The organism is Jeongeupia sp. HS-3, assembly GCF_015140455.1.
Lineage (GTDB): Bacteria > Pseudomonadota > Gammaproteobacteria > Burkholderiales > Chitinibacteraceae > Jeongeupia.
Map to the genome: position 1 here is coordinate 2813861 of NZ_AP024094.1, position 20013 is coordinate 2833873.

Annotated in this window: 18 protein-coding genes; 17 read left to right on the forward strand and 1 reads right to left on the reverse strand. The window is 63.3% G+C overall.

Annotated elements, in window-relative coordinates; translation table 11 throughout:
- The first annotated feature begins 1 nt into the window (after position 1).
- The 13 genes from mraY to msbA all read left to right on the forward strand — a co-directional run bounded on the left by mraY (position 2) and on the right by msbA (position 14644).
- Positions 2-1087, forward strand: coding sequence for a phospho-N-acetylmuramoyl-pentapeptide-transferase (gene mraY, locus JLC71_RS13495; protein WP_200915966.1), 1086 nt, complete (start codon positions 2-4; stop codon positions 1085-1087).
- 10 nt (positions 1088-1097) lie between these two features.
- On the forward strand, positions 1098-2501 hold the full coding sequence (gene murD / locus JLC71_RS13500; RefSeq protein WP_200915967.1) for a UDP-N-acetylmuramoyl-L-alanine--D-glutamate ligase: 1404 nt from the start codon (positions 1098-1100) through the stop codon (positions 2499-2501).
- A 5-nt stretch (positions 2502-2506) separates the two neighbouring features.
- Complete coding sequence (ftsW, locus tag JLC71_RS13505; protein WP_200915968.1) at positions 2507-3694, forward strand: putative lipid II flippase FtsW; 1188 nt, start codon at positions 2507-2509, stop codon at positions 3692-3694.
- A gap of 142 nt (positions 3695-3836) precedes the next feature.
- Positions 3837-4910 carry an undecaprenyldiphospho-muramoylpentapeptide beta-N-acetylglucosaminyltransferase gene (gene murG / locus JLC71_RS13510; RefSeq protein ID WP_200915969.1) on the forward strand — a complete coding sequence of 358 codons (1074 nt, stop codon included), beginning with the start codon at positions 3837-3839 and terminating at the stop codon, positions 4908-4910.
- The gene (gene murC, locus JLC71_RS13515) at positions 4907-6313 is read left to right on the forward strand and encodes a UDP-N-acetylmuramate--L-alanine ligase (RefSeq protein ID WP_200915970.1); all 1407 of its coding nucleotides are present in this window, start codon (positions 4907-4909) and stop codon (positions 6311-6313) included. The genes murG and murC overlap by 4 nt, the downstream gene beginning before the upstream one ends.
- A 10-nt stretch (positions 6314-6323) precedes the next feature.
- Positions 6324-7235 carry a D-alanine--D-alanine ligase gene (locus JLC71_RS13520; protein WP_200918372.1) on the forward strand — a complete coding sequence of 304 codons (912 nt, stop codon included), beginning with the start codon at positions 6324-6326 and terminating at the stop codon, positions 7233-7235.
- A 208-nt stretch (positions 7236-7443) separates the two neighbouring features.
- Entirely contained in the window at positions 7444-8259 is an 816-nt protein-coding gene (locus JLC71_RS13525; RefSeq protein WP_200915971.1) for a cell division protein FtsQ/DivIB, read from the forward strand.
- A gap of 74 nt (positions 8260-8333) precedes the next feature.
- Complete coding sequence (gene ftsA / locus JLC71_RS13530; protein WP_200915972.1) at positions 8334-9566, forward strand: cell division protein FtsA; 1233 nt, start codon at positions 8334-8336, stop codon at positions 9564-9566.
- A 46-nt stretch (positions 9567-9612) separates the two neighbouring features.
- A complete protein-coding gene (gene ftsZ / locus JLC71_RS13535; protein WP_200915973.1) occupies positions 9613-10788 on the forward strand; it encodes a cell division protein FtsZ in 1176 nt (391 codons plus the stop codon).
- Between the two features lie 174 nt (positions 10789-10962).
- Complete coding sequence (lpxC, locus tag JLC71_RS13540) at positions 10963-11877, forward strand: UDP-3-O-acyl-N-acetylglucosamine deacetylase (RefSeq protein ID WP_200915974.1); 915 nt, start codon at positions 10963-10965, stop codon at positions 11875-11877.
- 24 nt (positions 11878-11901) lie between these two features.
- Complete coding sequence (locus tag JLC71_RS13545; RefSeq protein ID WP_200915975.1) at positions 11902-12087, forward strand: hypothetical protein; 186 nt, start codon at positions 11902-11904, stop codon at positions 12085-12087.
- A 3-nt stretch (positions 12088-12090) separates the two neighbouring features.
- Positions 12091-12813: a 16S rRNA (uracil(1498)-N(3))-methyltransferase gene (locus JLC71_RS13550; protein WP_200915976.1), complete on the forward strand. Its 723-nt coding sequence runs from the start codon at positions 12091-12093 to the stop codon at positions 12811-12813.
- 94 nt (positions 12814-12907) lie between these two features.
- Positions 12908-14644, forward strand: coding sequence for a lipid A export permease/ATP-binding protein MsbA (gene msbA / locus JLC71_RS13555; RefSeq protein ID WP_200915977.1), 1737 nt, complete (start codon positions 12908-12910; stop codon positions 14642-14644).
- Between the two features lie 19 nt (positions 14645-14663).
- Here msbA and JLC71_RS13560 read toward each other — a convergent pair whose 3' ends face one another.
- Entirely contained in the window at positions 14664-15410 is a 747-nt protein-coding gene (locus tag JLC71_RS13560) for a glycosyltransferase family 2 protein (protein ID WP_200915978.1), read from the reverse strand.
- Positions 15411-15633: 223 nt separating this feature from the next.
- Here JLC71_RS13560 and JLC71_RS13565 point away from each other — a divergent pair, with 223 nt between their 5' ends.
- From JLC71_RS13565 to JLC71_RS13580, 4 genes are read left to right on the forward strand one after another with little or no spacing between them, the layout of a single operon-like run.
- A complete protein-coding gene (locus JLC71_RS13565) occupies positions 15634-16758 on the forward strand; it encodes a glycosyltransferase family 4 protein (RefSeq protein ID WP_374757605.1) in 1125 nt (374 codons plus the stop codon).
- An 18-nt stretch (positions 16759-16776) separates the two neighbouring features.
- Entirely contained in the window at positions 16777-17793 is a 1017-nt protein-coding gene (locus JLC71_RS13570) for an NAD-dependent epimerase/dehydratase family protein (protein WP_200915980.1), read from the forward strand.
- Positions 17786-18865 carry a putative lipopolysaccharide heptosyltransferase III gene (gene rfaQ / locus JLC71_RS13575; protein ID WP_200915981.1) on the forward strand — a complete coding sequence of 360 codons (1080 nt, stop codon included), beginning with the start codon at positions 17786-17788 and terminating at the stop codon, positions 18863-18865. The genes JLC71_RS13570 and rfaQ overlap by 8 nt, the downstream gene beginning before the upstream one ends.
- Entirely contained in the window at positions 18862-20004 is a 1143-nt protein-coding gene (locus JLC71_RS13580) for a glycosyltransferase family 4 protein (RefSeq protein WP_200915982.1), read from the forward strand. Before rfaQ ends, JLC71_RS13580 begins: the two co-directional genes overlap by 4 nt.
- The last annotated feature ends 9 nt before the right edge of the window (positions 20005-20013 follow it).

Genomic DNA, 20013 nt, shown 5'->3' on the forward strand with positions numbered 1-20013 from the left:
CATGCTGCTTTGGCTGACGCAATGGCTCGGCGAATCGATCCGTGCCTTCAACGTCTTCAACTACATCACCCTGCGCGCGGTGCTGGCGACCATGACCGCGCTGACGATTTCATGGGTGCTTGGCCCGTGGGTGATCAAGAAGCTGACCGATATGAAGGTCGGCCAGGCGGTGCGCAGCGACGGCCCGCAGACGCATCTGGTCAAGGCCGGCACACCGACGATGGGTGGCACGCTGATCCTGCTGTCGATCGGCCTGACGACGCTCTTGTGGGGCGATCTGTCCAACAAGTACATCTGGCTCACGCTGGTCGTGACCATGGCCACCGGCATCATCGGTTTTGTCGACGATTACAAGAAAGTCGCGCTCAAGAACCCCAAGGGCCTGTCGGCCAGGGCCAAGATGTTCTGGCAGTCGGCGATCGCGATCGGTGCCGGGCTGTTCCTCGTCAATATCGGCCAACTGCCGTCGCAGACCGGCTTCATCATTCCGTTCTACAAGGAAATCCTCTACCCGTTCGGGGCGATCGGTTTTTGCGTATTGACCTATTTCGTCATCGTTGGCACCAGCAACGCCGTCAACCTGACCGATGGCCTCGATGGCCTGGCGATCATGCCGACGGTGCTGGTTTCCGGTGCGTTCTGCATCTTTGCTTACGTCGCCGGCAACATCAAATTCGCCACCTATCTGGGCGTGCCGCACGTGCCGGGCGCCGGCGAGCTGGTGATCTTCTGCGCGGCGATGGCCGGCGCGGGGCTGGGTTTCCTGTGGTTCAACGCCTATCCGGCCGAAGTGTTCATGGGCGACGTTGGCGCGCTGGCGCTCGGCGCCGGCCTCGGCACGGTCGCGGTGATCGTGCGGCAGGAAATCGTCCTGCTGATCATGGGTGGCGTGTTCGTGGTCGAGGCACTGTCGGTGATGATTCAGGTCGCCAGTTTCAAAATGACCGGCAAGCGCGTGTTCCGGATGGCGCCGCTGCATCATCACTACGAATTGAAGGGCTGGAAGGAGACACAGGTTGTGGTGCGCTTCTGGATCATCACCATGCTGCTGGTCCTCGTCGGCCTGGCAACGCTGAAGTTGCGCTGAGGAGACGACGATGGATTTCAACGGTAAACACGTGATCGTGGTCGGCCTGGGTGTCACCGGGCTGTCGTGCGTACGCTGGCTCAAGCGCCACCACGCGCGCGTCACCGTCGCCGATAGTCGCGATACGCCGCCGAGCCTGGATACGCTGACGGCCGAACTGCCCGATGTCGCAACCCGCTTCGGCGCGTTCAGCGATGCGACCTTCGCCGACGCCGAACTGCTCGTCGTCAGTCCCGGCGTGCCGCTGGCAACGCCCGAAATCGCCCGGGCGATCGAACGCGGTGTCGAAGTCGCCGGCGATGTCGAACTGCTGGCGCGGGCGATTCGCGGCAGCGGCGCGCGCGTGCTGGCGATTACCGGCAGCAACGGCAAGACCACGGTCACCAGCATGGTCGGCAAGGCGTGCGAGCAGGCCGGCCTGAAGACGGTGATCGCCGGCAATATCGGTCTGCCGGTGCTCGACGCGCTGAGCGAGTGGGAAGGCCGCAGCAGCAACCCGGACATCTGGGTGCTGGAGCTGTCGAGCTTCCAGCTCGAGACGACGAGCTCGCTGACCGCCGATGCCGCCGTGGTGCTGAATGTCACCGAGGACCATCTCGACCGCTACAGCGGCATGCGCGATTACGCGCAGACCAAGGCGCGCATTTTCAACGGCCTCGGCGTGATGGTGCTCAACCGTGAAGACGGCTGGTGCCGCGGCATGGCGCAGCCGGGTCGCAATATCGTCTGGTTTGGCACCGACGCGCCGCGTAATCCGAGCGAATACGGCCTCGTTGCCGATGGTGACGACGTGGCGCTCAAACTGGGCGAACGCACGCTGATGAAGGCGAGCGAGCTGCCGGTCGCCGGCCTGCATAACGCCGCCAATGCGCTGGCCGCGCTGGCGCTGACCCGCGCGATCGGCTTGCCGAGCGCACTGACGATTGCCGCGCTCAAGACGTTCAAGGGCTTGCCGCACCGGGTCGAGTTCGTCGCCGAGAAGGCCGGCGTCAGCTATTACGACGACTCCAAGGGCACCAATGTCGGCGCGACCGAAGCGGCGCTCAAGGGCATGAGCCAGCCGGTGGTGCTGATCGCCGGTGGCGACGGCAAGGGTCAGGATTTCCGTCCGCTCAAGGCGGCGTGCGAGCGCATCTGCCGCGCGGTGGTGCTGATCGGCCGCGATGGCCCGCAGATTGCCGACGTACTCAACGAAGCAACGTCGCAACTGGTCGAGGCCAACGACGACGACGAAGCCTTCCTGCCCGTGCTGCAGGTGCCGACACTGGAAATGGCGGTGCAAATGGCCGCCAACTTCGCCGAGACCGGTGACATCGTGCTGCTGAGCCCGGCGTGCGCCAGCCTCGACATGTTCCGCAACTACCACCACCGCGCCGAAGTGTTCATCGCCGCAGTGCGGGGCCTTGAGGGCTAAGCGGGATGAAAGCGATCTTCTACCGGGCCCTCAAGCGCATCCGCCCTAGCATGGCCGCCTATGATCAGGCGCTGCTGTGGTGCGTGCTCTTGCTGCTGACCATTGGTCTGGTGATGGTCTATTCGTCGTCGATCGCGATGGCCGAAGTCGACAAGGACACCGGTTTCCGCAGCACTTACTTTTTGATCCGGCATGCGATCTTTCTCGTCGTCGGCATGGCCGCGGCGGTGTTGGCCTTTAGCATCTCGACCAAGACCTTGCAGCGATATGCACCGCTGTTATTCATCTTTGGCGTGCTCTTGCTGATTCTGGTGCTGGTGCCGGGCGTCGGACGCGAGGTCAACGGCAGCCGGCGCTGGCTGGGGCTGGTGGTGATCAACCTGCAGCCATCGGAGCTGATGAAGCTGATCGTCTGCTTTTATGCCGCCGACTACACGGTGCGCAAGGCCGCGTTCCTCGGCGGTGACTTCTGGCCCAGTATCACCAAGGGCCTGCTGCCGATGCTGCTGGTGATGCTCGTCGTCGGCTGGCTGCTGCTGCTGGAACCGGACTTCGGTGCCTTTGCGGTGATTACCGCGATCGCGATGGGGCTGCTGTTTCTGGGCGGGTTCAACTGGCGGCTGTTTGCCGGGCTGATCGTGCTGCTGGGTATCGGTTTTGTTGGTCTGATCGCCAGCTCGCCGTACCGGCGTGCCCGCGTGCTGGGCTTCCTCGATCCGTGGCAAGACCCGTACGGCAAGGGTTATCAGCTGAGTCACTCGCTGATCGCCTTCGGCCGCGGCGAATGGCATGGCGTTGGTCTCGGCGCCAGCGTCGAAAAATTGTCCTACCTGCCCGAAGCGCATACCGACTTCCTGATGGCGATCATCGCCGAGGAGTTCGGCTTCCTTGGCGTTGCCGTCGTCATCGCGCTGTTTGCGTTTCTGGTGTACCGCTGCTTCATGATCGGCGTGCAGGCGGCCAAGCTCGATCGCGCCTACCAGGCGCTGGTGGCGCAGGGCATCGGCATCTGGATTGGCGTGCAGTCGGTGATCAACATCGGCGTGAACATGGGCTTGTTGCCGACCAAGGGGCTGACCCTGCCGCTGCTGTCGTTCGGCGGTTCGGGCATCGTCGCCAACCTGCTGGCGCTGGGTGTGGTCATGCGCATCGATTACGAGAACCGGCAAATGATGCGGGGGCGCAAGGTATGAAACACCTGCAACGCTGCTGCGGCCACGAATCGCTGCGTTGCGCAGTGCTCGCAATGCTCATGAACACTTGCGTTCATTCCGCCTGCTCCGCGCTGGGCGCCTTGCGCTTCGCGCCCTCGCGACGCGTTGAAGGTGTTTCATCATGAAGCGCACCCTGCTCGTCATGGCCGGCGGTACCGGCGGTCACATCTTCCCGGCGCTGGCGGTTGCCAACGCGATGCGCGAACGCGGCTGGGATATCGTCTGGCTCGGCGCCAAGGATGCGATGGAAACGCGCATCGTGCCGCAGCACGATATTCCGCTGGAAACGCTGGGTATCACCGGCGTGCGCGGCAAGGGGCTGATCAAGAAGCTGGCGCAACCCTGGGTGCAGTTGAAGGCGCTGTGCGGCGCGCTGAACGTGATCTTTCGTCATCGCCCCGATGTGGCGATCGGCTTCGGCGGCTTTACCGGCTTTCCCGGCGGGCTGGCAATGCGGCTGCTGTGGCTGCCGCTGATGGTGCACGAGCAGAACTCGGTTGCCGGCATGACCAACAAGGCGCTGTCGAAACTTGCCAACCGGGTGCTGTTCGCCTTTCCGTCGGCCTTCAAGTCGGCGCCGCCAAAATATGAATGCGTCGGCAATCCGGTCCGCAATGCCATCAAGGCCGTGGCCGAGCCGGCTGCGCGCTTTGCCGGCCGGACCGGCCCGCTGAAGCTGCTTGTCGTCGGCGGCAGTCTGGGTGCGCAGGTGTTCAACGAGCAGGTGCCCAAGGCGCTGGCGCTGTTGCCCGAGGCCGAGCGGCCGCAGGTCGTGCATCAGGCCGGCGAAAAGCACATCGATGCGCTCAGGGCCAATTACGCCGCCGCCGGTGTAGCCGCCGAGTGTGTTGCCTTCATCGGCGAGATGGCCGATGCCTATGCCGCCGCCGATCTGGTGCTGTGCCGCGCCGGCGCGCTCACCGTGTCCGAGCTGGCCTGCGTCGGCGCCGCCAGCGTACTGGTGCCTTATCCGCACGCGGTCGACGACCACCAGACCGGCAACGCGCGTTATCTCTCCGAGGCCGCTGCCGGCGTGCTGCTGCCGCAAACCGAATTTTCCGCCGAGCGCTTCGCCGCGCTTGTCACAGCAACAAACCGTGCGAGCTGCCTTGCGATGGCCCAAAAGGCCCGACAGCTCGCCAAACCCGACGCGACCGAACGGGTCGTCGCGGTGATTGAGGAATTGGCACGATGAAACACAAAGTAAAACGCATTCACTTCGTCGGGATTGGTGGTGTCGGCATGAGCGGCATCGCCGAGGTGCTCGCCAACCAGGGCTTTGCCGTCAGCGGCTCCGATCTGGGCAGCAATGCCGCGACGCAGCGGCTGCAGGCGGCCGGCGCCGTGGTGCACAAGGGCCACGACGCGGCCTTCGTCGCCGATGCCGACGTGGTGGTGATCTCGAGCGCGGTCAAGGATGACAACCCCGAGGTGATCGAAGCGCGGGCGCGCAAGATTCCGGTGATTCCGCGCGCATTGATGCTGGCCGAACTGATGCGGCTGCAGCGCGGTATCGCCATTGCCGGCACTCACGGCAAGACGACAACGACCAGCCTGACCGCGAGCATTCTCGAAGCCGCCGGCATGGATCCGACCTTCGTCATCGGCGGCAAGCTGCACGCCGCCGGCAGCAATGCCCGGCTGGGGCATGGCGATTATCTGGTGGCCGAAGCCGACGAAAGTGACGCGTCTTTCCTGTTCCTGAATCCGATGATCTCGGTCGTGACCAATATCGACCAGGACCATATGGATACCTATGGCCACGATTTCGACAGACTGAAAAAGGCCTTCGTCGAGTTCCTCCAGCATCTGCCTTTCTACGGCCGCGCGGTGCTGTGCATCGACGACGCCAATGTGCGCGCCATCCTGCCCGACGTGACCTGCCCGGTGACGACCTACGGTACCGGCCCGGACGCGATGCTGCGGGCCGAAAACATCGTCCCGGCTGACGGCCAGATGCGCTTTGACGCGGTGTGGGAAAACGGCGAAACCCGGCGTATTCCGGTCACGCTGAACATGCCCGGCCAGCACAATGTGCTGAACGCGCTGGCGGCGATCGCGATCGCGCTGGAAGTCGGCGCGTCGGAAGAAGCCATTCAGCGCGCGCTGGCTACGTTCCAAGGCGTCGGCCGGCGCTTTCAGCGTTATGGCGAAGTCGCCTGCCAGGCGCAGCCCGATGGCACGGACGCCGGCACCTTCACGCTGGTCGACGATTACGGCCATCACCCGGTCGAAATGGCCGCGACGCTGGCCGCCGCGCGTGGCGCTTTCCCGGGGCGCCGGCTGTTGCTGGCTTTCCAGCCGCACCGTTACAGCCGCACCCGCGATTGCTTCGAGGACTTCGTCAAGGTGCTCAACACCGTCGACGGCCTGTTGCTGGCCGAGGTTTACGCCGCCGGGGAGGCGCCGATTGTCGCCGCCGACGGCCGCTCGCTGGCGCGCGCGGTGCGCGTCGCCGGCAAGGTCGAGCCGATTTTTGTAGAGCAGATCGCCGACATGCAGGCCGCCATCGTTGCGGCCGCGCGTAACGGCGATGTGGTGATCACGATGGGGGCAGGCACGATCGGCGCCGTCCCCGGCAAACTGGTGCAGAACTGAGATGGCTGAGATGAAGCAATACGGCAAGGTCGCCGTGGTGATGGGCGGTGAATCGAGCGAGCGCGACGTCTCGCTGATGAGCGGTGCCGGCGTACTTGAAGCGCTGCGCAGCCAGGGCGTCGACGCGCATGCGTTCGATCCGGCCGAGAAGCCGCTCGAGGCGCTGATTGATGAAGGCTTCGATCGCGCTTTCCTGATCCTGCACGGTGGTGACGGCGAGGACGGCACGATCCAGGGGGCGCTCGAATACCTTGGCGTGCCGTATACCGGTTGCGGCGTCATGGCGTCGGCAATCGGCATGGACAAGTGGCGCACCAAGCTGATGTGGCAGGCCGTCGGCCTGCCGGTGCCGGCCTATTTGCTGCTCGATGCGCAGAGCGATTTCGACGCGGTGATTCCCAAGCTAGGCTCGCCGGTGTTCGTCAAGCCGTCGAACGGCGGTTCCAGCGTCGGTGTCGCCAAGTGCCGCAGTGCAGACGAGATCCGCGCCGCCTACCTTGAGGCCGCGAAGTACGACCCGCTGGTGATGGTCGAGCAGGCGGTCAGCGGCGGCGAGTTCAGCTGCGCGGTGCTCAACGGCAAGGCGCTGGCCAGCGTGAAGATCGAACCGGCGACCGAGTTCTACGACTACGAAGCCAAGTACATCCGCGACGATACCGTCTACACCTGCCCGGGCCTGCAAGGCGAAGCCGAGCAGCGCGCGCGCGCGCTGGCCGAAGTCGCCTATCGCGTGCTCGGCGCGACCGGCTGGGCGCGCATCGACTTCCTGACCGATGAAGCCGGCGGCATTTACCTGCTCGAACCCAATACCGCGCCGGGCATGACCAGCCACAGCCTGTTCCCGGTGTGCGCGCGCGAAGCCGGCATCAGCTACGAGCAGCTGGTGCTGCAGATCCTTGATACGACGCTGGAGGCTGAATGAACATGCCGGCCCAAACCGTCTGCCAACTGTGAACAACGAGCGAGAGGAAACGTGATTCCAGCACCAAGAGAGCCTCGTCAGGGCGTCGCGAGCGAGCGCCAGACAAGGAGCCAGCAGCGCAGTCACCGCAACGTACATGAGTACGTGAGGATGACGAGCAGCGCCCGACGCCGTATGGCGTTCGCGCAGCAGCCATGCCGAGGTTCGAATGTGGGATAGGCCGCAACTGTTGCTGTGGTTTGCGAACCTGCTCACCGCGCTGGCGGTGCTGCTGCTGTTCTATTCGCTGGTATTTCTGGTCATCCACTCACCGCTGTTTCCGGTGCGTCAGGTCAAGATCGACGGCGAGCTGTCGCACGTGACGAAAGAGCAGTTGCAATACGTGATCAAGAACGAGCTGAAGGGCACCTTCTTCACGCTCAATCTGGATAAAACCCGTCAGGCGTTCGAGAAGCTGCCGTGGGTGCGCGAAGTGAACGTGCGCCGGCGCTGGCCCGACCGGCTGGAAGTGAATATCGAAGAGCAGCGCGCTTATGCACGCTGGGGCTCAATCGGCTTGCTCAATACCCATGGCGAGCGTTTCGACGCCGCCAGCAACGAAGCGCTGCCGGTACTTGAAGGCCCGGAAGGCACCGAGAAGCTGATGGTCGAAGGTTACCGGATGCTCAAGGACGCCATGGCGCCGCTGCAAAAGGCACCGACGCACCTGTGGCTGTCGCCACGGCGGGCATGGCGCTTCCAGCTTGATAACGGTGTGATCGTCGAAGTCGGCCGTGATGATGCAATCGAACGTGTTCGTCGCTTTGCGGTGGCCTACCCGAACTCGCTGGCGCTGATCGCCGAGAAGCACCCGTTCGAGTACGTCGACCTGCGTTACCCGAACGGCTTTGCCGTGCGGCTGCCGGCGTACAAGCCCGAAGAGGCGGGCAAACCGGGCGCCAGGTCTGCCGGCGCCAAACCCGCAGCCCAGGCGGCGAGCAAGCCGGCGGTAGCAAAACCCAAGCCCCGCAACGCCTCGGCGTAGGCGGGCATGAATCCGTGGCAGGCGCCGGTGGCGCCGGCCTGTTTTGAATTGAGTTGAGTTGAGTAGAGGCTTCTGTGAGTAGAGACGCGAACAACCTCATTGTCGGGCTCGATATTGGAACCTCCAAAATCGTTGCCGTTGCGGCTGAGATCCAGGACGACGGGATGCTGAACGTGGTCGGGCTGGGGTCGGCAACCAGCCGTGGCTTGAAGCGCGGCGTCGTCGTCGACATCGAGAAAACCGTCGGCGCGATCCAGAGCGCCCTCGGCGAAGCCGAGCTGATGGCCGACTGCAAGATCCGCGAAGTGTTCACCGGTATTGCCGGCAGCCACATCAAGGGCATCAATTCCGACGGCATGGTCGCGATCAAGGACAAGGAAGTCACCGAGGCCGATGTCCAGCGTGTGATCGAGACCGCCAGCGCGGTCAACATCCCGACCGATCACCAGGTGCTGCACATCCTGGCGCAGGAATACATGATCGACGGCCAGGAGGGCGTGAAAGAGCCGCTGGGCATGTCCGGCGTGCGCCTGCATGTGAACGTGCACATCGTTTCCGGCGCGGTGTCGTCGGTACAGAACATCACCAAGTGCGTGCGCCGTTGCGGCCTTGAGATCGCCGAAGTGGTGCTGCAACCACTGGCGTCGGCGACGTCGGTGCTGACCGACGATGAGAAGGAACTTGGCGTCTGCCTCGTCGACATCGGCGGCGGTACCACCGATCTTGCCGTTTTTGTCGGTGGCGCGATTCGCCACACCGCGGTGATCCCGATCGCCGGCGACCAGATCACCAACGACATCGCCATGGCGCTGCGTACGCCGACCGCCGAAGCCGAGAACATCAAGATCCAGCATGGCGTCGCGCTGCGGCACATGACCGATCCGCAGCAAATGATCGAAGTGCCCGGCGTTGGCGAGCGTGGTTCGCGCCAGATGAGCCGCCACACGCTGGCCGAAGTGGTCGAGCCGCGGATCGAGGAACTCTACGCGCTGGTGCAGGCGGAGTTGCGCCGCAATGGCTTCGAGGATCGGCTGTCGAGTGGCATCGTCATCACCGGCGGCGCTGCGCTGATGCCGGGCATGGTCGAGCTTGCCGAAGAGATTTTTCACATGCCGGTGCGCCTCGGGCTGCCGAAGTACGTCGGCGGGCTGGCGGAGGTCGTCAAGAATCCGCGTTATTCAACCGCAGTCGGTTTGCTGTTGTTGGCCAGGGAGCAGTACCACAAGAATCCGGCCGGAAAGACCAAGGACGGGTCATTCGGGAGCGTTCTGGGACGCATGAAATCGTGGTTCCAGAATAATTTTTAGTCAGTTTCGGGTCAGTAAGTTAGAATCGGGTTGAAGGAGAGTCATCATGGCACTAAGTATCGAAGTCCACGACGTTGCACACGCCGTCAATATCAAGGTAATCGGCGTCGGTGGCGCCGGTTGCAACGCCATCAACAATATGATCGAGCATGCGCTGGCTGGCGTGCAGTTCATTTCGGCCAATACCGACGCACAGGTTTTGAAGCTGTCGAAGGCAGAGCATATCGTCGCGCTCGGCCAGGAGCTGACGCGCGGTTTCGGCGCCGGTTGCAATCCGGACATCGGCCGTCAGGCCGCCGAGGAAGACCGTGAGCACCTCGCCGAGCTGATCGAAGGTGCCGACCTGCTGTTCATCACCGCCGGCATGGGCGGCGGCACCGGTACCGGCGCAGCGCCGGTGATTGCGCAAGTGGCGCGCGAGAAGGGCATCCTCACCGTCGGCGTCGTCACCAAGCCGGGTCTGGACGAAGGCAACCGCCAGAAAGTGGCACAAGCCGGTATCGACGAGCTGGGTCGCTATGTCGACTCGCTGATCGTGGTATCGAACCAGAAGCTCGAGGAAGTGCTCGGCGACGACATCACCATCGACGAAGCCTTCCGCGCCGCCGATGACGTGCTGCGCAATGCCGTCGGTTCGATCGTCGAAATCATCAACTACCCGGGCCTGATCAACGTCGACTTCGCCGACGTGAAAACGGTGATGCAGGAAATGGGCATGGCGCTGATGGGTACCGCCCACGCAGCCGGTCCGAACCGTGCGGTCGAAGCGGCCGAAGAAGCGATCCGCAGTCCGCTGCTCGACAATATCAACTTCAAGGGCGCTCGTGGCGTGCTGGTCAACATCAGCGCCAGCAAGTCGACGTTGAAGAAGAGCGAAATCCGCCAGGTGCGCGAGATCGTCGAAGCCGGTGCGGCCGAAGATGCCGTGGTCAAACACGGCGTGGTCTACGACGACACCCTGGGTGACCAGCTGCGCGTGACCTTGATCGCAACCGGTCTGGGTGGTCGTGAAACCGGCAAGCAAACGCATAACCTGCAGGTGATTTCGGCCGCGCCGCAAAAGACCGGTACCGACAACCGTCCGGTCGACGACTGGAGCGAATTCGATCTGCCGCCGGGCATGCGCCCGAACCGCCGCAGCTCGGCCGGTACGGAATCGCGTTCGACCGTGGGCAATGTCGATATGGATATTCCCGCGTTCCTGCGCCGCCAAGCCGATTGATATGGCCGCTTGCGTGCAAGCCGAACGCCCTGCGATGAATCGCGGGGCGAGGGATGCTTGCGCACTGCACAGGTAGATATAAAACGGCAATCGGATGCATTGCGACGATCAATCCAGCCCAAGACCCGGGGCTGCTAGAATCGAAGTCATGCATTCATTAGGCCAAGGCGATCCATGTTTCAGCAACGAACCCTGAAAACCACGATCCGGGCGGTCGGTGTCGGCCTGCATTCGGGCGAGCGTGTCACGCTCGTGCTGAAGCCCGCACCGGTTGATTCCGGCATCGTGTTTCACCGCGTCGATTTACCCGATTCGGCGCCATTCAGGGTTGAGCCCTCGCTCGTGAACGACACGCGACTCTCCTCCACGCTCGTCAAAGACGGCGTGCGTGTCGGCACGATCGAGCATCTGATGTCGGCTTTCGCGGGCTTTGGCATCGACAACGTCGTTGTCGAGGTCGATGCGCCCGAAATGCCGATCATGGATGGCTCGGCTGCGCCGTTCATTTACCTGCTGCAGAGCGCCGATGTCGTCGATCAGCTCGCACCCAAGCGTTTCGTGCGGGTGAAAAAAACCGTCGAAGTCGTTGAAGGCGACAAATGGGTGAAGCTGGAGCCGCACGACGGCTACAAGGTCTCGCTGAAGATCGACTTCCAGCACCCGGCCTTCAAGAAATCGGCACAGACGATCACGCTCGATTTTGCCGACACCAACTATGTGTCCGAGATCGCCCGGGCGCGCACCTTCGGCTTTATCCACGAAGTCGAAATGCTGCGTACCAACGGTTTGGCGCGCGGCGGCAGCATGGATTCGGTGGTGGTGATCGATGAATATCGCGTGCTTAATCAGGGCGGTCTGCGCTTTGAGGATGAGTTCGTTCGCCACAAGGTGCTCGACGCGATTGGCGATCTGTACATCCTTGGTCATCCGCTGATCGCGGCATTCTCCGGCTATAAATCCGGCCATGCGATGAACAACAAGTTGCTGCGCGCCTTGCTCGATGATCCGGACAGTTACGAGTTCGTCAGCTTCGGCAGCGATGAGGAAGTACCGAGTTCGTTTCACGCCTTGCCGCCGGTCGGCATTTAAGTATTCCAAGCGGAGCACGCCATCATGTTTGCCGTGCTGCGCATCCTCTTCGTTTTGGCTGTCGTGCTCGCCGGCTGGGCTATTTTTCGCTATCTCAGGACGCGCGATCGCTACTGGTTGCGCTTGCTGCGGCGGGTGATAGTCGCGACGCTGGCCTTGCTGCTGATGTTCTTCGTCGGCCTCGTCGCCGAACGCTTTTTCTGGCTTTGATTCATGCCCCGTTTTTATCTTGATGCGCCACTGGCCGCTGGCCAGCTGCTTTCCTTGCCCGAATCGCTGGCACGCCATGTGCAGGTGCTGCGGATGCAGCCCGGTGAAACCATCACCTTGTTCAACGGCCACGGCGGCGAGTTTGCCGCGACGGTGACTGCGATGGGCAAGCGTAATGTCGACATCGAGATCGGTACGCATGATCCGGTCGAGCGCGAATCGCCGTTGCATACGGTGCTGCTGCAGGCGGTCTCCAGCGCCGAGCGGATGGATTACACCATCCAGAAAGCCACCGAACTGGGCGTGAGCCACATCGTCCCGGTCTACAGCCAGTATTGCCAGCAGCGTTTGAGTGGCGAGCGCGCCGAGAAGCGCCTGGCGCACTGGCGTGCCGTTGCCGCGGCCGCGTGCGAGCAAAGCGGCCGCACCCGCGTGCCGCAGATTGCCGCGGTCACGGCCTTGGCCGATGCGCTGGTCGCGCTGTCACCGGTGGGTGTGCGCTTGTTGATGTCGCCGGTCGGTGCGGTTGCATTCCGCAGCTTGCCCGACGCGATCACCAGCGTGGCGATGCTGGTCGGCCCCGAAGGTGGATTGTCGGCTGCCGAAGAAGCACTGGCGCTGGCCGCCGGGTTCACGCCGCTGGTGCTCGGCCCGCGCATCCTGCGCACCGAAACCGCCGGTCCGGCGTTATTGGCGCTGGCACAGGCACGTTGGGGCGACGGCTGAACGCAATGCTGACCAATCAGCGCGGTAATGAGCCATCGGGTCTTGCGGGCTGGGCGGCTATAATTGCGGTTTGTTTCATGCCTTGCCGTCCCTCATGAATAGTCGAGCGCTGTACTTTCGCCTTTTGGGCGAAATCAAACCTTATTGGCCCATCGTGCTTGGCTCGGTCGTCTGCATGGTGCTTGCCGCCAGCGTCGACGCGGGCCTGACGCTGCTGCTCAAGCCCATGGTTGACCAGAACCTCAATGCCAACGCGCTCACGCATCGCGATGCGTGGTTGTTGCCGGCGCAAATTCTGGCGCTGGCGGTGCTGCGGCTGCTCACCAACTTCGGTTATGACTATGGCAGCGGCTGGCTATCGGCGCGGGTCGTCAATAATCTGCGCCAGAAAATGTGCGATCAGTATTTGCGCCTGCCGACGAGTTACTACGATCAAAGCTCGGTGGGTGTGTTGCTGTCGCGGATTACTTTTGACGTGAGCCAGATCATGAACGCCGGCGTGCAGGTGCTGACGGTGGTGGTGCGCGACAGTTTCTCGATCGTCGCCTTCTTGGGCGTCATGCTTTACCACGATTGGCAGCTGACGCTGATCTGCCTGATTCTGATTCCCGGCGTGGCCGCCAGCATCCGCATCGTTGGCAAGCGCCAGCGTCGGCTGTCGCGTGAAAATCAGGCCACCATCGGTGAAATGACCCGCGTGCTCGACGAGAGCCTGTCCGGTCACCGGATGGTGAAGATTTTTGGCGGCTTCAATTTTGAGCGCATGCGCTTTTTCGACATCAACAACCGGGTTCGCAGCATCGCGGTCAAGCAGAACGCCACGTCCAGCCTCAACTCCGGGCTGATCATGTTGCTGATCGGCATCACGCTGGCGCTGATTATTTACTACGCCAGCCTGCGTGCGCAAAGCGGCGCCCTGACCGCCGGTGCCTTTGTCTCGTTCATGGTGGCGATGATGGCGGTGCAGCAGCCGGTGAAAAACATCACCAAGATCAACGAGCAGCTGCACAAGGGGCTGGCTGCGGCAGAATCGGTGTTTGCGGTGCTCGATCAGGTGACCGAGCGTGACACCGGCACGCGCGCGCTGGCGCGCGCGGCCGGGGCGCTGAAGCTCAACGATGTACGCTTTCATTATGGCGATGCCGAGCAGATGGCCCTGGCTGGGGTTTCGCTGGATATCCGCCCGGGTGAAACGATTGCGCTGGTGGGTAGTTCTGGCTCGGGCAAGACCACGCTGGCCAATTTGCTGCCACGTTTTTACGAGCCGACTGGCGGCGATATCCGCCTCGATGGCGAACTGCTGACCGACTACAAACTGGCCGACCTGCGCCGCCAGTTCGCCATGGTCAGTCAGGACGTGGTGCTGTTCAACGATAGCGTTGCGGCCAATATCGCTTATGGTGACCCGGCGCCGGAGCTGGCGCGGGTGCGTGCGGCGGCCGATGCGGCATTCGCGACCGAATTCATCGAAGGAATGTCGGAAGGCTTTGACACGCTGCTGGGTGAAAACGGCGTGCGTCTTTCGGGCGGACAGCGCCAACGTCTGGCGATCGCGCGGGCGATCTACAAGGACGCGCCTATCCTGATTCTGGATGAGGCGACCAGCGCGCTGGATACCGAATCCGAGCGCAAGGTGCAGGCGGCGCTGGAAAACCTGATGAAGAACCGTACCACGCTGGTGATCGCGCACCGCCTGAGCACCATTGAAAACGCGAACCGTATCGTGGTGATGCGCGGCGGGCAGATCGTCGAGATCGGCAGCCACGACGCGCTGATGGCGCAGCACGGCGCTTACGCGCAGATGCACGCGGTGCAGTTCAACGAAGGTTAAACCGCATGCGGGCGGCGGCTTAGCGCCGGTTTTGCAGCTCGATCAGCTTGGCGTACTTGAGGTAGGAGCCCAGGCCTTTCGACAGCGAGATCGACAAGCCGTCGCAGCCGGCCAGGAAGCCGCGCTTGGCGATGTAGTGCTTGAGAAAGGCGATGCTGCCGTGGGCGATCGCCTTGCCCAGCGAGGCGCGCTTGCCCTGTGCGAACATCTCCTGCGCCTGCCACGTCGAATACTTGTTGATGCGGGCAAACATGTCGTCGTAATCGCGATACGAATAGTGGGTGACGTGGCCTTCGATCTTGCGCGTGGATTTCGTCTGCACCCGGCTGTGTGCCTTGAGTGGCGAAAAATCGGCGCGGCGGCGGTCGAAAATCCGGCAGATATAGTCGGGATACTGGCCGGCGTAGGGTGTGAAGCGATCGCCGATGTAATTGCGGCGCCGGCATTCGAGTGCGTCGACCGGCCATTCCGGCTGGGCCTGCAGCGTGGCGATCAGATCGGCTTCGAGGCGCTCGTCGGCGTCGAGGTTGATCACCCAGTCGTGACGGCACAGCGGCAGCCCCAGGCTGCGCTGCGGGCCGTCACCGAGAAACGGTAGTTGTACCAGCACCGTTGCGCCGGCGGCGCGCGCGATGGCGACGGTATCGTCGCTGCTGCCCGAATCGACCACGACGATATCGTCGCAAACCTGTGCCAGCGACGCGATGCAGGCGGCGATATTGTGGGCTTCGTTGTAGGTGATGATGAGGCCGCTGTACGGTTGCATGGCTATCCGGGCGCGTGAATGAGTCGGAAGCCGGCCGCTCAACGAGCGCCCGGCTTGAATGTTATAGTTGCACGTTCGGCAGGCTGATCATATCGACGCGTAGTACGTCGGGATCGGCATGCCCAGCCGCAATTCTGGCGCCGAAGCGCGTGGCCGTCCACGGTCGTGACGCTTGGCCCATGCGGCCAAAACATGCTTTGCAACCCTCGATACCCCTGAAACCATGAGCCTCGACAGAAAACTTCACATTGTTCATACCGAAAGTTCCGGCGGCTGGGGCGGGCAGGATATGCGTGTGCTGGCCGAAAGCGTAGGCCTGATCGAACGCGGCCACCGGGTGACCATCGTCACTGCTGGCCGGCACCGCCTGCATCAGGAGGCGCTCAAGCTCGGTGTGCCGACGGTCGATCTGCCGCTGCACAAAAAGCGGCTCAAGGATTTCTGGGCACTGCGTCGGTGGCTGGTGGCCAATGCCGGCGATATCGACATCATCAATACGCATTCATCGACCGACGCCTGGCTGACCGCTGTCGTCGGGCTCACCTTGGGTACGATGCCGCCGGTGCTTCGTACCCGGCATGTGTCGACGCCGATCTCCCTGCGTGCCAGTACCCGCTGGCTTTACCAGCGCGCGATCTGCCATCTGGTGACCACCGGCGAAGCACTGCGGCTATCCTTGCATCGCGACAACGGCATTCGGCTGGCGTATATGACGTCGGTGCCGACCGGCACCGATTTGCGCCGCTTTACCCCGCGTGACCGCGCCGAGGCGCGTCGCCTGCATGGTCTGGCCGATGGGCCGTGGATCGGCATTCTGGCGATGTTGAGCCATTTCAAGGGCCACCGCGATCTGTTCGCCGCGTTCAAAACCTTGCGCCAGAGCCAGCCCGATTTGCGTTTGCTGGTGATCGGCGATGGCCCCAATCGGCAGGCATTCGAGACCGAAGTGCAGGCGCTGGGTCTGGCCGATGCGGTGCGCTTTATCGGCTATGTGACCGATGCAGAAACGTGGCTGCCGGCGCTGGACATCTTCGTGCACCCGTCGAGCGGCGACGAAGGCGTGCCGCAGTCGGTACTGCAGGCGATGGCCTGCGGCTTGCCGGTCATTACCACCGGTGTTGGCGGCTTGCCCGATGCGGTGCGTAACGACGAGACCGGTCTGGTCGTGCCCAAGCATGATCCGGCGGCGATTGTTGCCGCGATTACCCGGCTGCAGCAGGACCCAAAGCTGGCGGCGCGGATCGGCGAAGCGGGCCGTATCCATATCGAAACCAATTTCAGTCGCGAGGTCATGCTCGACCGCATGGAAAGTCTGTTCCTGCGTCATGCCCGACCGCGCGCGTCCTGATTCCACCGAGGTGTGGGCATGAGCAATATTCTGGTTACCGGCGCGGCAGGCTTTATCGGCATGCATCTGTGCGAGCGGCTGCTGGCCGAGGGACACACCGTTTATGGTGTCGACAGCGTCAACGATTACTACGATCCGGCACTCAAGCGCGCGAGGCTGGCCCGATTGCTCGGCCAGCCCGGCTTCAGCTTCGACGAGCGCGATCTGGCCGATCCGGCCGATCCGGCCGCGGTGGCGTTGATCACGGACGGTGGTTTTGATGCGGTCGTTCACCTTGCCGCGCAGGCCGGGGTGCGTTATTCGATCGAAGCGCCGCTGGCGTATGCCGCCGCCAATCTGGCCGCGTTCACGCATGTGCTCGAAGGCTGCCGGCACGGTCGGGTCAAACACCTGATTTTTGCCAGCAGCTCCAGCGTGTACGGCGGCAACCGCAAACTGCCGTTTTGCGAAACCGATCCGACCGATCATCCGGTCAGCTTTTACGCGGCGACCAAGAAGGCCAACGAAGGCATGGCGCACAGCTATGCCCATCTGTTCGGCTTGCCGGTCACCGGACTGCGCTTTTTTACCGTTTACGGCCCCTGGGGCCGTCCGGACATGGCGTATTACAAGTTCGCGCAGAAAATCGTGCGCGGCGACGCCATCGACGTCTACAACCACGGCCAGATGCGCCGCGATTTCACCTATATCGATGAAATCGTCGAGGGCATCGTCCGCCTGCTGCCCAAGCCACCGCAGCCGAACCCGGCGTTTGATCCGCTGCATCCGCGCAGCGGCACGAGCTGGGCGCCGTACCGCATCCTCAATATCGGCGGCAACAACCCGGTGCCGTTGATGGATTTCATTTCCACGCTGGAAAAGCATCTCGGCGTCACCGCAGCCAAGAACTTCCTGCCGATGCAGGATGGCGATGTGCAGGAGACTTACGCCGACACCACCGCACTTGAAGCCGCGGTCGGGCCGATTGCGCGGATCTCGCTGGATCAGGGGCTGGGGAATTTTGTCGGCTGGTTCAAGGGTTACTACGGTGTCTGAACCGGTGTTCAAGCGGGTGCTGGTGATCAAGCTGCGCCACCACGGCGATGTGCTCCTGAGCGCGCCGGTGTTCAGCGCGCTGGCGGCGTCGCAACCGGGGGTCGAGGTTGATGCACTGGTTTACCACGACACCCGCGAAATGCTCAGCCTGCATCCGCATGTCAGCCAGATCCACACCATCGGCCGCGACTGGCGCAAGCTCGGGCCGCTGGCGCAGTTGAAGCACTACTGGCGGCTGTACCGGACGCTGAAATCGCGTCACTACGATCTGATCGTCCACCTGACCGACCACTGGCACGGCGCCCGCCTGGCCAAACTGCTGAAGCCGCGCGTTTCGGTCGCACCGGTCGGCACCAAGAACAGCGTCCGTGCCAACCGGGTATGGAACCGCTCGTTTAGCGCCCTGTTCCCGATCTTGCCGGGCAATCGTCGTCACACCATCGAAATGCATCTCGACGCGTTGCGGCGCATCGGCATCCAGCCGACCGACAAAACGCTGCGCTTCGTCGCCGGTGCCGAGGCCGAAGCGTCGGTCGCCGCCAAACTCGCCGCGCATGGGCAAGCTGCGAAGGGTTACGTGCTGGTGCATCCGACCTCGCGCTGGATGTTCAAGGCCTGGCCGGTCGAGAAAATGGCCGAGCTGATCAATACGCTGATTGCCCGTGGCGAGCACATCGTGCTGTCGGCGGCGCCGTCGACCGAGGAACGTGCGTGGATCGCCAGCCTGACGCCGCTGCTGCGCGGTGCCTATGCCGACTTGACCGGCCAGCTGACGCTGAAGGAGCTGGGCGCGCTGATCGCCGGCGCCAAGGTCCTGATCGGCGTCGATTCGGTGCCGATGCACCTGGCCGGCGCGGTGCAGACGCCGGTGGTGGCGCTGTTTGGCCCGTCCGGCGACATTGAATGGGCGCCGTGGCAGGTGCCGCACCGTATCGTGACCGCGCAGTTCTCGTGCCGGCCCTGTGGCCGCGCCGGCTGTGGCGATAGCCGCATCAGCGACTGCCTGACGACGATTCCGGTCTCGCAGGTGCTGGCCGCGTTCGATGCCCTGCTCGACGAGGTGAAGCGATGAGCCAGCCTACCCGCCTGGCCATCGTGCGCCAGAAATACAATCCGCACGGCGGTGCCGAACGCTTCGTTGCGCGTGCGCTCGATGCGCTGTCGGCACGCGGTGCGCTCGATGTGACGCTGCTGGCGCGGCAATGGGAACAAGGACAGAATGGCAACGCTTGGCACCACGAAAAAATCGATCCGCGCTATACCGGTCGCCTCGGTCGTGATCGCGGCTTTGCCCGTGCGGCGCAGCGTCGCTTCGGCGATTTCGATCTGGTGCAGAGTCACGAGCGTATTCCCGGTGCGGCCATTTTCCGCGCCGGTGATGGCGTCCATGCCAGCTGGCTGGAGCAACAGGCGCGGGTGCAGGGGCTGACCGGGCAGTTGTCGCGCTTTCTCAGCCCGTATCACAACTACCTGCTGGCGGCCGAAAACGAGATGTTCCGCCACCCGGCGCTGCGCACGGTGATCTGCAACTCCAAGATTGTCCGCGACGAGATCGCCGACCGCTTCGGCGTTCCCGACGACAAGCTGGTGCTGATCTACAACGGCGTCGATACCGCGGTTTTCCATCCCGATCTGGTCAGCCATCGCGCCAGCAAACGGCGCGAATGGGGAATCCCGGACGATGCGCCGCTGTTGGCCTATGTCGGCTCCGGCTATGCCCGCAAGGGCGTGGCGACGGCGCTCGACGCGATCGTGCCCTACCCGCAACTGCATTTGCTGGTCGCGGGGCGGGACAAGAATGCGCCGCGTTATCGCCGCCGTGCCGACGCGCTCGGCATCGCTGCACGGGTGCATTTCCTCGACGCGGTCGATGACGTCAAACCGGTTTACGGTGCCGCCGATGCGCTGATTCTGCCGACGCTGTACGACCCGTTTCCCAATGTTTGCGTCGAGGCACTGGCGTGCGGACTGCCGGTATTCACCAGCCCGATGTGCGGCGCCGCCGACTGGATCGTCGACGGCCGCAACGGCTGGATCAACGACGCGCTCGACGTCGAGGGTTACCGCAGCGCCATCGGCGCCTGGCTGGGTCGTCGAGACGACTGGCCGACCCTGCGCGCCGCGGCCCGCGCCACCGCCGAGCCGTACACGCTGAGCGCGATGGCCGGCGAGCTTGAGGCGCTGTATGCGCGCTTGCTGGCAGGCACTTGAGGAGATCCA

Coding starts and splice junctions, on each gene's coding strand:
- mraY (WP_200915966.1), top strand. CDS start 2: ATGCTGCTTTGGCTGACGCAATGGCTCGGCGAATCGATCCGTGCCTTC.
- murD (WP_200915967.1), top strand. CDS start 1,098: ATGGATTTCAACGGTAAACACGTGATCGTGGTCGGCCTGGGTGTCACC.
- ftsW (WP_200915968.1), top strand. CDS start 2,507: ATGAAAGCGATCTTCTACCGGGCCCTCAAGCGCATCCGCCCTAGCATG.
- murG (WP_200915969.1), top strand. CDS start 3,837: ATGAAGCGCACCCTGCTCGTCATGGCCGGCGGTACCGGCGGTCACATC.
- murC (WP_200915970.1), top strand. CDS start 4,907: ATGAAACACAAAGTAAAACGCATTCACTTCGTCGGGATTGGTGGTGTC.
- JLC71_RS13520 (WP_200918372.1), top strand. CDS start 6,324: ATGAAGCAATACGGCAAGGTCGCCGTGGTGATGGGCGGTGAATCGAGC.
- JLC71_RS13525 (WP_200915971.1), top strand. CDS start 7,444: ATGTGGGATAGGCCGCAACTGTTGCTGTGGTTTGCGAACCTGCTCACC.
- ftsZ (WP_200915973.1), top strand. CDS start 9,613: ATGGCACTAAGTATCGAAGTCCACGACGTTGCACACGCCGTCAATATC.
- lpxC (WP_200915974.1), top strand. CDS start 10,963: ATGTTTCAGCAACGAACCCTGAAAACCACGATCCGGGCGGTCGGTGTC.
- JLC71_RS13545 (WP_200915975.1), top strand. CDS start 11,902: ATGTTTGCCGTGCTGCGCATCCTCTTCGTTTTGGCTGTCGTGCTCGCC.
- JLC71_RS13550 (WP_200915976.1), top strand. CDS start 12,091: ATGCCCCGTTTTTATCTTGATGCGCCACTGGCCGCTGGCCAGCTGCTT.
- msbA (WP_200915977.1), top strand. CDS start 12,908: ATGAATAGTCGAGCGCTGTACTTTCGCCTTTTGGGCGAAATCAAACCT.
- JLC71_RS13560 (WP_200915978.1), bottom strand. CDS start 15,410: ATGCAACCGTACAGCGGCCTCATCATCACCTACAACGAAGCCCACAAT.
- JLC71_RS13565 (WP_374757605.1), top strand. CDS start 15,634: ATGAGCCTCGACAGAAAACTTCACATTGTTCATACCGAAAGTTCCGGC.
- JLC71_RS13570 (WP_200915980.1), top strand. CDS start 16,777: ATGAGCAATATTCTGGTTACCGGCGCGGCAGGCTTTATCGGCATGCAT.
- JLC71_RS13580 (WP_200915982.1), top strand. CDS start 18,862: ATGAGCCAGCCTACCCGCCTGGCCATCGTGCGCCAGAAATACAATCCG.